14 protein-coding genes are annotated in these 16,322 nt (G+C 66.7%); 4 read left to right on the top strand and 10 right to left on the bottom strand.

Going from position 1 to position 16,322, the window contains the following annotated elements:
* Nucleotides 1-82: 82 nt before the first annotated feature.
* Nucleotides 83-775 (bottom strand): formylglycine-generating enzyme family protein, encoded by a 693-nt coding sequence (locus LGN10_RS26110; protein WP_226225518.1) that lies wholly within the window; start codon nt 773-775, stop codon nt 83-85.
* A 279-nt stretch (nt 776-1,054) separates the two neighbouring features.
* Nucleotides 1,055-2,479 carry a PLP-dependent aminotransferase family protein gene (locus tag LGN10_RS26105; protein ID WP_059574922.1) on the bottom strand — a complete coding sequence of 475 codons (1,425 nt, stop codon included), beginning with the start codon at nt 2,477-2,479 and terminating at the stop codon, nt 1,055-1,057.
* Nucleotides 2,480-2,798: 319 nt separating this feature from the next.
* Between LGN10_RS26105 and LGN10_RS26100 the strand changes: the two genes are divergently transcribed.
* Together LGN10_RS26100 and LGN10_RS26095 are read left to right on the top strand one after the other, a co-directional pair.
* A complete protein-coding gene (locus LGN10_RS26100; protein ID WP_226225517.1) occupies nt 2,799-3,074 on the top strand; it encodes a hypothetical protein in 276 nt (91 codons plus the stop codon).
* 29 nt (nt 3,075-3,103) lie between these two features.
* Nucleotides 3,104-3,274 carry a hypothetical protein gene (locus LGN10_RS26095; RefSeq protein ID WP_180278289.1) on the top strand — a complete coding sequence of 57 codons (171 nt, stop codon included), beginning with the start codon at nt 3,104-3,106 and terminating at the stop codon, nt 3,272-3,274.
* A gap of 30 nt (nt 3,275-3,304) precedes the next feature.
* On the opposite strand, the gene LGN10_RS26090 is transcribed toward LGN10_RS26095, so the two are convergent.
* The 8 genes from LGN10_RS26090 to LGN10_RS26055 all read right to left on the bottom strand — a co-directional run bounded on the left by LGN10_RS26090 (nt 3,305) and on the right by LGN10_RS26055 (nt 15,204).
* Nucleotides 3,305-4,225, bottom strand: a complete 921-nt coding sequence (locus tag LGN10_RS26090) for a hypothetical protein (RefSeq protein WP_226225515.1) — start codon at nt 4,223-4,225, stop codon at nt 3,305-3,307.
* Between the two features lie 312 nt (nt 4,226-4,537).
* Nucleotides 4,538-6,274: a site-specific integrase gene (locus LGN10_RS26085; protein WP_226225513.1), complete on the bottom strand. Its 1,737-nt coding sequence runs from the start codon at nt 6,272-6,274 to the stop codon at nt 4,538-4,540.
* Nucleotides 6,275-6,407: 133 nt separating this feature from the next.
* Nucleotides 6,408-7,676 (bottom strand): MFS transporter, encoded by a 1,269-nt coding sequence (locus tag LGN10_RS26080; RefSeq protein WP_059574912.1) that lies wholly within the window; start codon nt 7,674-7,676, stop codon nt 6,408-6,410.
* A 15-nt stretch (nt 7,677-7,691) separates the two neighbouring features.
* Nucleotides 7,692-8,480 carry a peptidylprolyl isomerase gene (locus tag LGN10_RS26075; RefSeq protein WP_089466100.1) on the bottom strand — a complete coding sequence of 263 codons (789 nt, stop codon included), beginning with the start codon at nt 8,478-8,480 and terminating at the stop codon, nt 7,692-7,694.
* A gap of 9 nt (nt 8,481-8,489) precedes the next feature.
* Nucleotides 8,490-9,173 (bottom strand): respiratory nitrate reductase subunit gamma, encoded by a 684-nt coding sequence (gene narI, locus LGN10_RS26070; protein ID WP_089466099.1) that lies wholly within the window; start codon nt 9,171-9,173, stop codon nt 8,490-8,492.
* Between the two features lie 24 nt (nt 9,174-9,197).
* Complete coding sequence (gene narJ / locus LGN10_RS26065) at nt 9,198-9,902, bottom strand: nitrate reductase molybdenum cofactor assembly chaperone (RefSeq protein ID WP_226225512.1); 705 nt, start codon at nt 9,900-9,902, stop codon at nt 9,198-9,200.
* Entirely contained in the window at nt 9,899-11,428 is a 1,530-nt protein-coding gene (gene narH, locus LGN10_RS26060) for a nitrate reductase subunit beta (protein WP_226225510.1), read from the bottom strand. Before narH ends, narJ begins: the two co-directional genes overlap by 4 nt.
* Nucleotides 11,425-15,204, bottom strand: coding sequence for a nitrate reductase subunit alpha (locus tag LGN10_RS26055; RefSeq protein WP_059574902.1), 3,780 nt, complete (start codon nt 15,202-15,204; stop codon nt 11,425-11,427). Before LGN10_RS26055 ends, narH begins: the two co-directional genes overlap by 4 nt.
* A gap of 292 nt (nt 15,205-15,496) precedes the next feature.
* On the opposite strand from LGN10_RS26055, the gene LGN10_RS26050 reads away from it, so the two are divergent.
* Entirely contained in the window at nt 15,497-15,823 is a 327-nt protein-coding gene (locus tag LGN10_RS26050; RefSeq protein WP_226225508.1) for a hypothetical protein, read from the top strand.
* Nucleotides 15,727-16,224 (top strand): tetratricopeptide repeat protein, encoded by a 498-nt coding sequence (locus LGN10_RS26045; protein ID WP_226225506.1) that lies wholly within the window; start codon nt 15,727-15,729, stop codon nt 16,222-16,224. The genes LGN10_RS26050 and LGN10_RS26045 overlap by 97 nt, the downstream gene beginning before the upstream one ends.
* Nucleotides 16,225-16,322: the final 98 nt, after the last annotated feature.

Below are 16,322 nucleotides of genomic sequence, written 5' to 3'. Positions count from 1 at the left end.
TGATGTGCTTCGACAGCCCGCTGCCTGGCAAGCTCCAGACTCGTCCAACACAGCCGGCCGACCAAGCCGGATGTGCTCGCGATTACCCATCACGAGCGTCAAGCGATCGCGCAACCCGAAAGCCAAGATCGTCGATTGCAAATGTCGGATGGCTACGGCGTCGATTCGTCGCAAGGCAGCCTCGTTCGGCATCAGCCCAACCACCGCCACGAAACACGCGATACGAACCATAGACTTCCGGGTCGTATAGATCGGTGCACCACTCCCAAACGTTTCCTAGCGTGTCGAAAAGCCCCCAGTCATTTGCTTGCTTTTGACCCACCTCATGCGTGTGGCCCCCCGCGTTTTCTCTATACCAGGCTATATCGTCGAGTTTGCCGTATCTCGGACCATTTGTTCCGGCGCGGCAAGCGTACTCCCATTCAGCTTCGGTGGGCAGGCGATAGCCGTTACTTTTCGGGACAAGAGAAGCCCCCGTTCCATCGCCATCAAATTCATAACAATCGAGAAGGCCCGCTGCCTTTGAAAGCATATTGCAGAACCGGGCGGCATCGATCCAGGATACGTTGACTACCGGACATTGCGCGGCGACATAGGACGACGGCCATTGTCCGGTTGCCGCAGCATATTGCGCCTGCGTGACGGGATAGCGGCCGATCAAAAAATGCGGCAGGTCGACAGACCACCTACGGCCAATTCTGTCGTCCCTCAATGCAATCGTTCCTGCGGGAATGCGTATCGTGTGTATATCGACTGTTTCAGACAGATTTTCCATTTTTTATGACAATAGATGCTGCTAACTGCGGTAAAAGCCTCCAATGCAGTATCTCACAGGCTTACTCCACATTAACGGAAGCAGCATGAGTGGGTAGGGAGGTGCGCCAAAACGAAGGATGCGTTTGATCCGCAGTTGAAAGCCGTCATTGTCGTCGAGCGGGTGCGACGGGCCGACGTGGGTCGGCCAGGGACGTCCACGGAAATCCACGAAGACCCCAAACAAAACCGGCACGAGGCCGGCTGTGTCATCGAAGCGCGGCGTACCGCGCGCGTCCATTCACCGCATGCATGCCGTGGCCAGCTTCCCGACCGTGATCACCGCCTGCTCGATCTCCGGCGACCACGGGCTACTGTAGTTCAGCCGGATGAAGTTCCGGTAATTGTCCGTGATCGAGAACATGTAGCCGGGGCCGATCGTGATCCCCTGCTCCAGTGCGAGCTGGTACAGCCGCATCGCATCGACCTGCGCGGGCAGCTCGACCCACAGCACGTACCCGCCCGCCGGGCTCGAAATGCGCGTGCCCTCCGGAAAGAACCGCGACACCATCGCGCGCATCAGGTTCGCCTGCTGCGCATACGCCTTGCGAATCCGCCGCAGGTGATGTTCGTAGCCGTCGCGTTCGAGAAACTCCGCGATCGCGAGCTGCGGCAACGACGGCGTCGCCAGCGTATTCAGGAACTTCAGCTTCTCGACCTGATCGCGGTAGCGGCCCGGCAGCGCCCAGCCGATCCGGTACGCGGCCGTCAGGCTCTTCGAGAACGACGAGCAATGCAGCACGATCCCGGTCCGGTCGTAGGATTTCAGCGAACTCGGATGCGTATCGCCGAAATACAGTTCGTTGTACACGCCGTTCTCGATGATCGGCATGCCAGCCTTCGTTGCGAACTCAACCAGTTCGCGTTTTCGCTCGTCCGGCATCTGGAAGCCGAGCGGATTCTGGAAATTCGGCATCACCATGCACGCGGCGATCGGCTGCGACTTCGCGATCGCGGCCAGCGCCGCGATGTCGATCCCGTATTCCGGATGCGTGGCCACCTCGATCGCCTTCATCCCCATCCGCTCGATCGCGTGCAGCATCGCGTAGAACGTCGGCGACTCCACCGCGATCGTGTCGCCCGGCTTCGCCACCGCCTGCAGGCACAGGTTGATCGCCTCCGTCGCGCCGACCGTCACGATGATCTCGTTCGGGTCCACCGACATCCCGTTTTCCAGGTAGCGGCGGGCGATCTGCCGGATCAGCCGCGGATGGCCGGGCGGCAACCCGTCGGTCACGCCCCACAGCGACTTGTCGCGACCGGCCGCGTACGCGTAGCGGTTCAGCTTCTCGAACGGAAACAGGCTCGGGTCCGGATACGGCGAACCCAGCGGCACCGCGTCGTCCGTGCCGATCGAGCGCAGCGTCGACAGCACGAGCCGGCTCACGTCGACCGACGACGAGATCGCGATCGGCTTCGACGGCCGCAGCTCGCGCACCGGCGCATGGCCGTCGTCGCGCCGCAGGTTCACGAAATAGCCGGACTGCGGACGGCTTTCGAGCAGCCCGCGGCTTTCCAGCAGCAGATACGCATGCAGCACCGTCGTGATGCTGATCCGGTGTTGCTGGCTCGCCTGGCGCACCGACGGAATCCGGTCGCCGTGCCGGTACACGCCCTGGCGGATCAGGCGCTCGATATCGTCCGCGAGTTTTTCATAGAGTTTCATCGTGCCCCTCCTGCCGGCACGCGCCATCGCACCGCTTCGCCGTGTGCGTCCCATACGCACGTGTTGCAGATGTTTCGCCCGCCGACCGGGCCGCCGTGATTCCTGATCTTTCCCTCCGGTTTTGCCTTTTCCATCGCACTGGCTCTCTCTTGAAGATGCGCCGGCAGGGTTCCGATACGGCTGGATCTGCAGCACTGTGCACTTGATGATCGAATCTTAAGAGAAGAACAGTTAACGGCGAGTACACACATCGAGCGCGCGAACAAGAGTACAGTTCGGCGCGAATCGCGCATCGCGGGGAAACTGTACGTCTTATGAAATGGCCGGACGGCCGGTTGGCCGGCACCGCGCGGCCGGATCGGCCCTGGATGCCCGCCCGGGCTTCACCGGCACGGCGCGCGCCGGGGCGCCGTTGCCGATAGGCGGGCGCCATTCGGTGGTGTTTTCGGAAGTCGCGCGTGCGGTCGACCTGCTCGTCAGCGTGTCCGTGTCCACGTTCGCGCTCGACGACGATGCGCCCCGTACGGCGGCCGGTGCCCGCGCGACGAATCCGGTCCGCCAGCGCGATATCGGGACGCAACACTGGCGCTGCTGAACCGGTTGTCGGATTTACCGCTGGGTGTGATGGCGCGACAGCGCAGGCAGGTGCTGTCGCTCGTATTCGTCGAATCGGTTGCGCACGGCAAGATCTCGTTCGACGAGCGCGGCGACCTGGTCAAGCCGCCGTACACGCTGTTCCGTGTCGAACAGGGGCAGTGGCGCAGCATTCGCACGGTCGGCGGCGCGTCGAACTGATCGACGCCGAGCGGCAGCCGGCAGGCGGCGTCATCGCGCCGTCTGCTGCCGCTGCACCTCCTGCGCTTTCATCTGCAGATACGCGCCGCGCTCCACTTCATGCAGTTGCTGCGGATACTGCTCGGTCGCGTCGAACCAGCGCGCGAGGCGCTGGCCGAGCGGCTTGTCGAGCGTCGCGAGGTAGGTGTCGATCGCGAGGTAGTAGCGCATCGTGTTGCGCTCCAGCAGCCCGCGCACGCCGCCGATGTACTGCGGCTGCGCGGCCGACGCGCCGCTGGCGGGCGTGAACCCGACCTTGTCGCTGCCGACCGTCGCGAGGTAGGTCTTCATCGCCATCCGGCCGACCGTGCCGAAACCATACGAATACGTGAGGTGCAGGAACGTGCGCGACGCGCCGACCGGCACGGCTTCGAGCGCAATCCGGTAATCCTTCGTGCCCATCGGGCCGCTGTCGGCGGTCAGGTCGACCTGGAAATAGTCGGGCGTCGCGGCCGCCACGCGATAGCGGAACTGCACGCGATAGGTATCCGACAGCTTTTGCTCGACCTTGCGGCCGAGGTTCACGTCGAGCACCGGGCCGTTGCCGCCGCTCGACGCACGACAGTACTTCGTGTTCAGGTGCAGGATCAGCACCGCGCACCAGTTCGCGGGGCCTTGCGCGGGATCGTTGAGCTGGCCGTTCACCACCGCGAACGGATAATCGACGACCGCATAGATGTCGCCCTTCAGCGAAGACGACGCTTCCGACGATTCGAGCACCACCGGCCGGTGAAACGCGTTGTCCTTCAGTTGCGCGCCGAGGCTGCGATAGCGCTCGAGCAGCGCGGCCGCGCCGTTCGCGCCCTCCGCGCCGAACGACAGCGCGCTCCATCCCACGCACACGGTCACGACGAGCGCGCGCCAGGCGCGGCGCGCCAGCCGCGTGCCGCGCGAAGCTCCGGATGTCTCCATGTTGGTACTCCCTGGCGCACGATGGTCGCGCGCATGTGTCACAGAATACGCCTGCCTGCTATGCGGTGCGGCATGCGGCGCGTTCGTCATCGGCCGCGCTTCACCGGCAGCGGCAAGCGCGCGGCGGTGATCCGGATCGGCGTCGCCAGCCATGCGCGATCGTCCCGGCGATCGCCGAACAGCTTGCGCGCCGATACCGTACCGGCCGCCGCGATCTGCTCGACGATGAAATCGACGTACCCTGGCTCGATGCCATAGCGATCTCCGGAATCGAAAATTCGTCTGACCTGCGTCGATGCCGTGCCGTTCCACTCATTTGTCGATACCGAACGCGCTCGACATCTGCCGTGCCCGCTTCACGTCGTCGCCATGCAGATAGATCGACGTCGTCGAGATCGACGCGTGCCGCAGGTTGTCGCGCACCGTCGTCAGCTCCGCGCCGCGCGCCAGCGCGTGCGTCGCATGCGTATGCCGCATCCAGTGCGGGCTCGCCTGGCGCAGCTTGTGCGCGAGCGCCGGGTTGTCGGCTTCGACGGCATCGGCCGTCTGCGCGAAGAAGCGCTGCATCACCTTCCACAGCCGCACGCTCGTGATCGCGGCCGCGTCGTCTTCCGCGAGGCTCGGAATCAGCGGCGTATCGGGCCGCCAGCGCGCCGGCGTGACCGGCAACCGGCGCGCGACCAGATAGCGATCGAGCGCCGTGCGCGCGAGCGGCGGCAGCGCGACGCGGGCGGCCTTGCTGCCCTTGCCGACGACCTTCAGCCACGCGTCGCCGTGCGCGTCCGTCTCGATGTCGCCGAGCGTCGCGCCGACCAGTTCGCTCGCGCGCAGCCCGGTCGCATAGCCGAAATCGAGAATGAAGCGCAGCCGTTGCGCGGCGGCCGGCGTCCAGCCCGACCGCGGCGCACCGTCGGCCGTGCGCTTGCCGAATTCGAGCCCGTCGGCGATCGTGCGGACCAGCAGCCACTCGCCTTCGGTGAACGCATGCGACGTATCGAGTGCGGTCACGCCGCGCGTGTCGCGCACCTTCACGCCCGCGAACGGATTCGCGAGCAGGTAGCGCTGCTCGATCAGCCAGCGGAACAGCGCGCCGAGCACCGACAGCGTATACGCCGCCGATCGCGCGGACAACGCACCCGAGAACGGCCGCCAGTCGGGCGCGCCGCGCGGCCGCACGGGCCCGACCCAACGCTCGTGCGGCGTCGGGCGGCGGATGAACGCGCGATAGGCGAGCGCGTCCTCGGTCGTCAGCGACGACAGCGCGCGGCCGCGCTCGACGATCGCCCACAGGATCAGCCGCTCGGCCTCCTTGCGGTACGCGCGCCGCGTCGCGGCCGATTCGTGCAGCGACAGCCACGCGTGCACGGCCGCGTAATCGTTGTCCGCGTCGAGCGTGCAGGTCGCGCGCGGCGCGCGGAACGTGCCGGCCGAGCCGTCGACTTCGTGCGGCAGTTTCAATTGCTCCCACGGCACGATGCTGCCGCGCGGCGTCGCGGCGATCAGCGCACGCGCCCGTTCGGTCAGGTTCGGATGCGCGGCGAAGAATGCCTCGATGCGCCGCGCGCCGGCCATGCCGAGGCCCGCGATCGCGCGCCACCACTGGCGCCGGCGCGGAATCCGCACCGTCAGGTCGGCGAGCGTCGCGATGCCGTGCGCACGCAACGCAACGACCGCGCGTGCCGGCAGCCACAGGCCGACGTCGTCGCCCATCTGCGGGACCGGTGCGCGCGCATGACGCAACTGGCCGATCGCGTCGGTGGCCGCTTTCGCCTGCCGCAAACGCTCACCGTCCGGATGGCCGAGCCGTTCCGCGAGATCGGGGCGGCCGACCTGCCGCGCGACGCGCACGAGGCGGCGGCGAATCGCGCCGATCACGCCGCGCGCCGAGCGCCCGTCGCCGAGCCGGTCGGGCAGATAGCGCTCGACGGCCTGGCGCACGGCCATGCCCGCGTACCACGCGCGCAGTGCGGCCAGTTCGTCGGCATCGGGAAAGCCTGCGGGCGCAGGCGTGGAATCGGGGGAAAGCTGTGCAGTGAGGCGCGGTTTCATGGGCGCCAGTTTGACAGAAGCGCGGGCGGCCGGGTACGTCGCGCGCGAACCTCCAGAACGCAACGATGCGCGTGCGCGACCCCGAACCCTCCTCCGGGCATCACGCGAGCGCATCGGACCGTTCGAACCGACCTCAACCCGTGACGACAGGCGTGCGGCGCACTTCGGACAGGTAGATGAGAATCAGCGACACCCACACGATTCCGTACAAAAACATGAAGCAGGTCGTGCGCACGCGCAGCAGGTCGAGCAACATGCCGAACAGGATCGGCAGCAGGAAACCGCCGAGCCCGCCCGCGAGCCCGACGATGCCGGTGACGACGCCCATATTGTCCGCGAAATCGTCGGCGACGTACTTGAACGTCGAGGCCATCCCGAGCGCGAACACCGCACCGAGCACGAAGGTCAGCGCGACGAAGCCGGCCACCGGCATCGCGACGTTCAGCGTCGCGGTGCCGTCGATCGTGTGGATCACGAAATCGGTCGCCGGATACGACAGCAGGAACAGCGCGATCCACGCGACCCACAGCCCCCACCACGTGACCGCATGCGCGCCGAAGCGATCGGACAGCGCGCCGCCGAGCGCGCGCAGCACGGAGCCCGGCAGCGAAAAGCCGGCCGCAAACGCGGACGCCATCACCAGCGACATCCCGTATTCGCTCTTCAGGTACTGCGGGATCCACAGCGACAGCGCGGTGAAGCCGCCGAACGTGATCGAATAGTACTGGCAGAGCCGCCACACGCGCGGGTCGCGCAGCACCTTGAACGAATCGAGCATCGATCCGCCGCGCTTGCCCGCGCCCGGATCGGGCGCCGACGCGAACCAGAAGATCAGCGCCGTGACGAGCAGCGCGACCGCGTAGATGCGCGGCACGACGCGCCAGCCGTACGCGTCGAGCAGCACCGGCGTGACGAACAGGTTGACCGCCGCGCCGCACGTCCCCGCGCCGAACACGCCCATCGCAAGCCCGCGCCGCTGCGGCGGGAAAAAGCGCGCGACATACGGCGTGCCGACCGCGAACGACGCACCGACGCAGCCGAGGAACAGCCCGATCAGCAGGAACTGCCACAGCTGCGTCGCGTAGCTGACGACATAGACGGGCACCGCGCACACGACGAGCAGCACCGTCATCACGATGCGACCGCCGAAGCGGTCAGTCCAGGTGCCGAGCGGCAAACGCATCAGCGCGCCGGTCAGCACCGGCGTCGACGTGAGCATCCCGAACTCGGTGCTGTTCAGGCCGAGATCGGCGCGCAGTTGCACGCCGAGCACGCCGAACATCATCCACACGACGAAACACACCATGAACGCGAGCGTGCTCGCGGCCAGCACCGACCACGCGCGCAGCGGGACGGCCGGCGCGCTCACGACCGGCCCGGCGTTACCTTGTTGAGTTGCCATACGTCAACCTCGTTTTCATTGGACCAGCGGCCCGTTCGCACCGTCGAAGGTCACGCCTTCGACCCGTGCGCCGCCCGCGAGAATCGCCACGTACTGCCGCATCGCCTGCTGCCGTACGCGCGCGGCCAGGTGCGCGGCGATCTGATCGGCTGCTTCGTCGAACGGCACCGCATCGCCCGGCACGCGGCGCTCGATGCGCACGATGTGGAAGCCGAAGCGCGTGTTGACGAGTTTCGGCAGCACGCCGATGCTGTCGGTGTCGAACAGCGCGGCCTCGAATTCCGGCACCGTGTCGCCGCGCAGCAGTTGCCCGAGGCTACCGCCGACTTCGGCCGACGGACAGTTCGACGACGCGCGCGCGACCGTCTCGAACGTGTCGGGCGCGGCCACGATGCCGGCGAGCGCCCGTTCCGCGCGCTGCCGCAGCGGCGCGAGCGGCACGCGGTCCGTCATCGCGAACAGCACGTGGCTCGCATAGACGATGTCGTTGCGGCGAAAGCGCGCCGGATGCCGCGCATAATAGCGCTCGCACGCCTCGCGGTCGGGGTCGGGCACGTGTGTGAGTTCGCGTTCGAGCAATGCGTCGACCGCCGCGTCGTCGAGCGCCGCGCTTTCGTCGAGCAGCGCGAGCGACACCGCGCGCTGCCGCAGCAATTCGCGCACCGCGAGCGCGCGCCGCGCCGCATCGAGCGGATCGGGCGCATCGCCGTGATGCGCGGCTTCGGCCGCGATCGCGTCGTTGCCGATCGCTACGCCGTTGACCGTGAGCGGCGCCGTGACGACTTCGGAGAGAACGTCGTTCATGCAGCCTCCTCAGCGCTTGCGCACGAGCTGGTACGGGCGGATCAGGTACGCGACCGACGCGATCCCGCTCCAGACGTGCACCATCCGCGTGAACGGCGATACGAGGAAGATCGTGAAGCCGAGCAGGATGTGCAGCCGGTACGTGAGCGGCACGCCGACGAGCAGGCTCGCGATGTCCGGACGGAACGTGACGACGCCCTTCACGTAATCGGTGAGCTGTTCGAACATCACGCCGTCCATGTGGCGCGTCGACAGCACGACGGTGCCGAGCCCGAGCGCGAGCTGCACCCACAGCATCAACACGATCAGGATGTCCGACCGGCGGCTGTTGCGGCGGATGCGCGCATCACCGAGGCGCCGCCGGATCAGGATCGTGAGCCCGACGATCGCCGCGACGCCGGCCGCGCCGCCCGCCACCATCGCGACCAACTGGTGTGCGGATGCCGACAGAAACGGCGACACGAGCCAGTGCGGCGCAAGGAAGCCGCCGAAGTGCCCGAGCACGACGACCAGCACGCCCCAGTGGAACAGGTTGCTGCCGAGTCGCAGCATGCCGTGGCGCAGCAGTTGCGACGAATCGCTTTTCCACGTGTATTGCTCGCGGTCGAAGCGGATCAGGCTGCCGACCAGCAATACGGCGAGACAGATGTACGGGTAGATCCCGAACAGGAACTGATGCAAGTAAGCGTTCATGTCATTCCCCAATTGGGCCCGCGCTCACGCGCCGCGGGCCGGCCGCTTGTCGTGGAACCGCACGGTCTGCTCGGTCGACGCCGGCGTTGCCGCGCCGACGAAGCGCACGGCCTCGTCCGCATACGACGCGTCGAGCGTGCGGTAGTCGTCGGCACTCGGCCGCTCGGCGGCAACGTCGTCGTCGGCAGCGTCGGGCGCGTCGGCCGGCGCGAGCCCGGCCATCGGCAGCAGCGCGCCGACGACGAAGCTGTAATGGCTGCCGCGCTGCGCGAGCTGGCCGGCCAGCGCGCTCAGGATCTCGCCGGTTTCGGCGAGCAGCTTGCGGGCATCGGGCGCCGGCAGCCGCGACAGGTATTCGAGAAACACGGGCAGGTAGTCGGGCAGCTCGCCCGGGTTCAGGAACAGCCCGTGCCGCTCGTACATCTGCAGCAGGTCGACCATCGCCTGCCCGCGGTCGCGCGATTCGCCGTGCACGTGCTCGAACAGGTACAGCGACGTCGCGCGGCCACGGTCGAACAGCCCGACGTAGTTCTCCTGCAGCGTCAGCAGATCGCGCTCGCGCACGTACGCAAAAAACCGGTCGAGGCCCGCGCGCACCGCTTTCGGCAAACGCGTGCGCTCGCGCAGGTGCGCGTCGATCGAATCGAGCGCGGCGACCAGCGATTCGTCGGGATAGTCGAGCAGCGCCGCGAGCGCCGCATAGGTCGGATCGGGTGCGGTGCTCGTCATCGGGCAGCCTCGTGAATCGGAATCGTCTTGTTGCCCTTCCTCGGGCTGAACAGGCTCGTCTCGGAACGGCCGTCCGAGCAGCCGTTGCCGAACGAGAAGCCGCACGACGCGCGCAGGTCGTACGCGTTCTCCGCATATTCGCGGTGGGTGGTCGGGATCACGAAGCGATCCTCGTAGTTCGCGATCGCCAGATAGCGATACATCTCCTCGACCTGCGTGAGCGACAGCCCGACCTGGTCGAGCACGCCGCGTGCATCGATGCCGTCCACGTGGCGGGCGCGCATGAACGCGCGCATCGCCAGCAGCCGTTCGAGCGCGCGCTTCACGGGCACCTCGTCACCGGCCGTCAGCAGATTGGCCAGATAGCGCAGCGGGATGCGCAGCGATTCGACGTCCGGCAGGTAGCCGTTCATCCCCAGGTCGCCGCTATTGGCGGCCGCGTTGATCGGCGACAGCGGCGGCACGTACCACACCATCGGCAGCGTCCGGTATTCCGGATGCAGCGGGAACGCGATCTTCCAGTCGATCGCCATCTTGTAGGTCGGCGAACGCCGCGCGGCGTCGATCCACGCGGCCGGCACGCCGTCGCGCTCGGCCTGCGCGATCACGGCCGGATCGTCCGGATCGACGAACAGCGACAGTTGCGCTTCGTACAGATCCTTCTCGTTCGCGGCACTGGCCGCCTCGCCGATCCGGTCGGCGTCGTACAGCAGCACGCCGAGGTAGCGGATGCGGCCCACGCAGGTTTCCGAGCACACGGTCGGCTGGCCGGCCTCGATGCGCGGATAGCAGAAGATGCACTTCTCGGCCTTGCCGCTCTGCCAGTTGTAGTAGATCTTCTTGTACGGGCAGCCCGACACGCACATGCGCCAGCCGCGGCACTTGTCCTGGTCGATCAGCACGATGCCGTCTTCCTCGCGCTTGTAGATCGAGCCCGACGGGCACGACGCGACGCACGCCGGGTTCAGGCAGTGCTCGCACAGGCGCGGCAGGTACATCATGAAGGTGTTCTCGAACTGCCCGTAGATGTCCTTCTGCACGTTCTCGAAGTTGATGTCCTTCGCGCGCTTCTCGAACTCGCCGCCGAGGATTTCCTCCCAGTTCGGCCCCCACTCGATCTTCTCGAGCCGCTGGCCGCTGATCACCGAACGCGGCCGCGCGACCGGCATCGCGCGCGTGTTGCCGGCTTCCTGCAGGTGCGCGTAATCGAACGTGAACGGCTCGTAGTAATCGTCTATCTCGGGCAGGTGCGGGTTCGCGAAGATCTGCGCGAGCAGCCGCCACTTGCCGCCGAGGCGCGGCTCGATCCTGCCGTCCGCGCGCCGCTGCCAGCCGCCGCGCCAGCGATCCTGGTTCTCCCAGTCCTTCGGATAGCCGATGCCCGGCTTCGTCTCGACGTTGTTGAACCACGCGTATTCCATTCCTTCGCGGCTCGTCCACACGTTCTTGCAGGTCACCGAGCAGGTATGGCAGCCGATGCACTTGTCGAGGTTCAGCACCATCGCGATCTGTGCGCGGATTTTCATGACGTTTCTCCGATGCGAACGGCCTGCGTTGTCGGGTCGCTCGCGGCGTCTTCCCCGTCGAGCCAGTCGATCCTGTTCATCCTGCGCACGATCAGGAACTCGTCGCGATTCGAGCCGACCGTGCCGTAGTAGTTGAAGCCGTACGACAGTTGCGCATAGCCGCCGATCATGTGAGTCGGCTTCAGCGCGATGCGCGTGACCGAGTTGTGAATGCCGCCGCGCGTGCCGGTGATCTCGGATCCCGGCGTGTTCACGATCTTCTCCTGCGCGTGGTACATCATCACCATCCCGGACGGAATCCGCTGGCTCACGACGGCCCGCGCGCACAACGCGCCGTTCGAGTTGTAGCACTCGATCCAGTCGTTGTCGGCCGCGCCGATCGCCTTCGCGTCGTCCTCCGACATCCATACGATCGGGCCGCCGCGCGACAGCGTCAGCATCAGCAGGTTGTCGGTGTACGTGCTGTGGATCCCCCACTTCTGATGCGGCGTCAGGAAGTTCAGCACGCGCTCCGGGTTGCCGTTCGAACGCTTGCCGACCATGTGCGCGTAGCTGCCGGTGTCGATCGGCGGCTTGTATGCGCACAGCGATTCGCCGAACGCGCGCATCCACGGGTGATCCTGGTACAACTGCTGACGGCCCGTCAGCGTGCGCCATGGCACCAGCTCGTGCACGTTCACGTAGCCCGCGTTGTACGACACGTGCTCGGATTCAATCCCGCTCCACGTCGGCGACGAGATGATCTTGCGCGGCTGCGCCTGGATGTCGCGAAAGCGGATCTTCTCGTCCGCGCGCGCGGCGGCCAGGTGCGTGTGGTCGATACCGGTGATGCCGGACAGCGCGCGCCATGCCTTCACCGCCACTTCCCCGTTGGTCTCCGGCGCGAGCGCGAGAATCACCTCGGCCGCGTCGAGCGCGGTGTCGATGCGCGGGCGGCCTTGTGCGGCGCCTTGAGCGACCGTGTAGTTGAGCTCGCCGAGCAGCTTCACTTCATCCCGCGTATCCCAGCCGATGCCCTTGCCCGCGTTGCCGAGCTTGTCCATCAGGGGCCCGAGCGACGTGAAGCGCGCATACGTGTTCGGGTAGTCGCGCTCGACCGCGATCACGTTCGGCATCGTGCGACCCGGCACCGGTTCGCATTCGCCGCGCTTCCAGTCCTGCACGTCGAACGGCTGCGCGAGCTCGCCCGGCGTGTCGTGCGCGATCGGCGCGAGCACGACGTCGCGCTCGACGCCGAGATGCCCGTCGCACAGCTCGGAGAAGCGCTTCGCGATCCCCTTGAAGATCTCCCAGTCGCTCTTCGATTCCCATGCAGGATCGACCGCCGCCGACAGCGGATGAATGAACGGATGCATGTCGGACGTGTTCATGTCGTCCTTCTCGTACCACGTCGCGGTCGGCAGCACGATGTCCGAATACATGCAGGTCGTCGACATCCGGAAGTCGAGCGTGACGAGCAGGTCGAGCTTGCCGCGCGGCGCGTCGTCGCGCCAATTCACTTCCTCGGGGCGCGCGCCGCCCGTCGCGCCGAGGTCCTCCCCTTGCACACCGTTGGTGGTGCCGAGCAGATGCTTCAGGAAATACTCGTGGCCCTTGCCCGACGAGCCGAGCAGGTTCGAGCGCCACACGAACAGGTTGCGCGGGAAGTTGCCGGGCGCGTCCGGGTCCTCGCACGCCATCCGCAGCGTGCCGGCCTTCAACCGTTGCGCGATGTCCGCACCGGCCCGCGACGGGTCGTCCAGGCTCGCGCCGACCTTCAGCGGATTCGCCGCGAGCTGCGGCGCGGACGGCAGCCAGCCCATCCGTTCCGCACGCACGTTGTAGTCGATCGGCGAGCCGTGGAACTGCGCCCTGTCCGCGAGCGGCGACAGCAGCGCGCCCGGGTCCATCGTGTCATAGCGCCACTGGTCGGTGTGCGCGTAGAAGAACGAGGTTGCATTCATGTGCCGCGGCGGCCGGCTCCAGTCGAGCGCGAACGCGAGCGCGGTCCAGCCGGTCTGCGGGCGCAGTTTCTCCTGGCCGACGTAATGCGACCAGCCGCCGCCCGGCTTGCCGATGCAGCCGCACATGATCAGCATGTTGATGATCGCGCGGTACGACATGTCCATGTGGAACCAGTGGTTGATCCCCGCGCCGATGATCACCATCGACTTGCCCTGCGTCTTGTGCGCGTTCTCCGCGAACTGCCGCGCGACCGAGATCACGTCCGCGCGCTTCACGCCGGTGATTGCCTCCTGCCATGCGGGCGTGTACGGCAGGTCGTCGTCGTAGCTCGCGGCCACGTCGCGCCCGCCCAGCCCCTGGTCGAGCCCGTAGTTCGCGACGAACAGGTCGTAGACGGTCGCGACCAGCATGTCGCCGTCGCGGTTCGCCACGCGCCGCACGCCGATCCGGCGCGACAGCTCGGATGCGTGCTGCGTCGAATTGAAGTGCGCATGCGGCTGGTTGCCGAAGTACGGGAACAGCACGTCGACCACGTCGTCGTGCGCGGTCGTGCACGACAGCCGCGGCGACAGCGCCGCGCCCTTCGACGTCTCGCCGCGCAGGTTCCACTTGCCCTTGTCGCTCGATCCGTCCTTGCCCTGCTGGCCCCAGCGGAAGCCGATCGAGCCGACCGGCACGACGAATTCACCGGTCGCGTCGTCGATCATCACGGTCTTCCACTCCGGATGCGCGGCTTCGTCGAGCGCGTCGTCGAAGTCGGACGCGCGCACGAGGCGCTCGGGCACGTAGCCGTCGCCGTGCGGCACGAGGCGCACGAGCGCCGGCATGTCGGTGTAGCGCTTGCAGTAGTCGATGAAGTAGTCGCTCTTGCGCGCTAAATGGAACTCCTTCAGGATCACGTGCCCCATCGCGAGCGCGAGCGCCGCGTCGGTGCCCTGCTTCGGATGCAGCCACAGGTCGCCGAATTTCGCGCCTTCCGAGTAGTCGGGGAACACCGACACGACCTTGGTGCCGCGATAGCGCGCCTCGACGAGGAAGTGCGCGTCGGGCGTGCGCGTCTGCGGGACATTGGAGCCCCACATCATGATGAACGTCGAGTTGTACCAGTCGGCCGATTCCGGCACGTCGGTCTGCTCGCCCCAGGTCTGCGGCGACGCGGGCGGCAGGTCGCAATACCAGTCGTAGAAGCTCAGGCACACGCCGCCGATCAGCGACAGGTAGCGCGAGCCGGCGGCGTACGACACCATCGACATCGCCGGGATCGGCGAGAAGCCGACCACGCGATCGGGGCCATGACGCTCGACCGTGTAGACGTTTGCGGCCGCAACGAGCTCGTTGACCTCGTCCCAGCTCGCGCGCACGAACCCGCCGAGCCCGCGCCGGCTCTGGTACGACCGGCGTGCTTCGTCGTCCTCGACGATCGAGCGCCACGCGTCGACGGCGCCCAGCGTGCGGCGGCGTTCACGCCACAGCTTCACGAGCGCGCTGCGCACCATCGGGTGCTTGAGACGGTTCGCGCTGTACAGATACCACGAGTACGATGCGCCGCGCGAGCAGCCGCGCGGCTCGTGGTTCGGCATGTCGGGGCGCGTGCGCGGATAATCGGTCTGCTGGGTTTCCCACGTGACGATCCCACCTTTCACGTAGACCTTCCACGAGCACGAACCCGTGCAGTTCACACCGTGGGTCGAACGGACGATCTTGTCGTGCTGCCAGCGCATCCGGTAACCGTCTTCCCACTTGCGGTCTTCGTCTGTGACGGCGCCGTGTCCATCGGAAAAGCGTGGCCTCGTGGTGGAGAAATAACGCAATCTATCCAGGAAATGGCTCATGGGGATCTCGTTTTTCCGGTCTTTTTGCAGACCCTGATTATTTAAGGAGGTGAAATGCCGGTTGTAAAGGACAATCGGATTTCGATCATTTCGCCCTGCTCACCGTGGTCGAACCCATTGTCAGACGGATCCAAATATCACAAGTTGATACAAATCACGGAATCGTTCATCTGCCCGCAACAATGAGGGCAAAGGGTGAGCGCTCGAATCGCGCCGCCTGCTATGCTGCGCGCAACAACCGCGGCCGAACGTGCGCGACCGGCTGTTTTTGCCCGGCCAGGTCATTGCGGGGGTGCCCGTCAAGCCGGACCAGCACGACAGCGTGATCTTCGGCACGACGGACGCGGCCGGCCGCACGGCGAGGATTCGCCTGCCGAAATGGCATCCGCAAAAGAAGTGGGTGTTCAACGCGGTCGTCGGCGACGGCGACCTCGGCGAGTCGTTCCATCTGATCGACCCGGGCGGCCAAAAGGTGCACGCCGGCGTCCCGTATCTGCTAGACGTGGAGAACGGATATCTGCCGTGCGGCCATTCGGATGCGAACGGCTACCCCGACTACGCGCAGTCGCGCACGCCGAGCAACGTCGATCTTTCGACAGGATTCCGGACGATCTGCTGAACGACGTCGGCTATCGGCTCGCCGATGCGGGCGTCGCGGTCGAGCGCGGGCTCGCGATGATCGACACGCATCTCGCGCAATCGCCGGACGTGGCGTATGCGCTCGACAGCAAGGGCTGGGCGCTGTATCGCCTCGGCCGCAACGACGACGCGCTCGCATGGTTCGACCGCGCGATCGCAATCCTCGCGAAGGACGACGACGCGCGCGAAGCCCTGGCGATCGGGCTCGAGCGCAAGGGCGAAGTGCTGTGGAAGCTGGGCCACCGGGATGAAGCGCGCAACGCGTTCGCGCAGGCGGAGAAAATTCAGCCGGCGAACGCCGCGCTGGCGGAAACGTTGAAGCGGTTGAACGTGCAGGCGCGCTCGGCCGGTGCGACGGCGCCCGGTACGAGCCGCACGTGACGACACGCGCGGCAAGCCGTGATCGTCGGGAAACCCCACATCACGGCTGGCGCGGATCGTCGCGGGACAGCATGTCGACGTGTGCGGATGCGTTCGCC

The sequence above is a fragment of the Burkholderia sp. AU32262 genome, from assembly GCF_020419985.1.
Taxonomy (GTDB): Bacteria; Pseudomonadota; Gammaproteobacteria; order Burkholderiales; family Burkholderiaceae; genus Burkholderia; species Burkholderia semiarida.
The sequence above is the reverse complement of the archived record's forward strand: the minus strand, read 5'-3'. Positions and strand labels throughout refer to the sequence as shown.

What these genes read in the sequence shown, in the direction of transcription:
- LGN10_RS26100 (WP_226225517.1), top strand. Translation starts at nt 2,799, where the DNA reads ATGGCCGGACGGCCGGTTGGCCGGCACCGCGCGGCCGGATCGGCCCTG.
- narJ (WP_226225512.1), bottom strand. Translation starts at nt 9,902, where the DNA reads ATGACGAGCACCGCACCCGATCCGACCTATGCGGCGCTCGCGGCGCTG.
- LGN10_RS26080 (WP_059574912.1), bottom strand. Translation starts at nt 7,676, where the DNA reads ATGGCAACTCAACAAGGTAACGCCGGGCCGGTCGTGAGCGCGCCGGCC.
- narH (WP_226225510.1), bottom strand. Translation starts at nt 11,428, where the DNA reads ATGAAAATCCGCGCACAGATCGCGATGGTGCTGAACCTCGACAAGTGC.
- LGN10_RS26090 (WP_226225515.1), bottom strand. Translation starts at nt 4,225, where the DNA reads ATGGAGACATCCGGAGCTTCGCGCGGCACGCGGCTGGCGCGCCGCGCC.
- LGN10_RS26095 (WP_180278289.1), top strand. Translation starts at nt 3,104, where the DNA reads ATGGCGCGACAGCGCAGGCAGGTGCTGTCGCTCGTATTCGTCGAATCG.
- LGN10_RS26085 (WP_226225513.1), bottom strand. Translation starts at nt 6,274, where the DNA reads ATGAAACCGCGCCTCACTGCACAGCTTTCCCCCGATTCCACGCCTGCG.
- LGN10_RS26110 (WP_226225518.1), bottom strand. Translation starts at nt 775, where the DNA reads ATGGAAAATCTGTCTGAAACAGTCGATATACACACGATACGCATTCCC.
- LGN10_RS26105 (WP_059574922.1), bottom strand. Translation starts at nt 2,479, where the DNA reads ATGAAACTCTATGAAAAACTCGCGGACGATATCGAGCGCCTGATCCGC.
- narI (WP_089466099.1), bottom strand. Translation starts at nt 9,173, where the DNA reads ATGAACGCTTACTTGCATCAGTTCCTGTTCGGGATCTACCCGTACATC.
- LGN10_RS26075 (WP_089466100.1), bottom strand. Translation starts at nt 8,480, where the DNA reads ATGAACGACGTTCTCTCCGAAGTCGTCACGGCGCCGCTCACGGTCAAC.
- LGN10_RS26055 (WP_059574902.1), bottom strand. Translation starts at nt 15,204, where the DNA reads ATGAGCCATTTCCTGGATAGATTGCGTTATTTCTCCACCACGAGGCCA.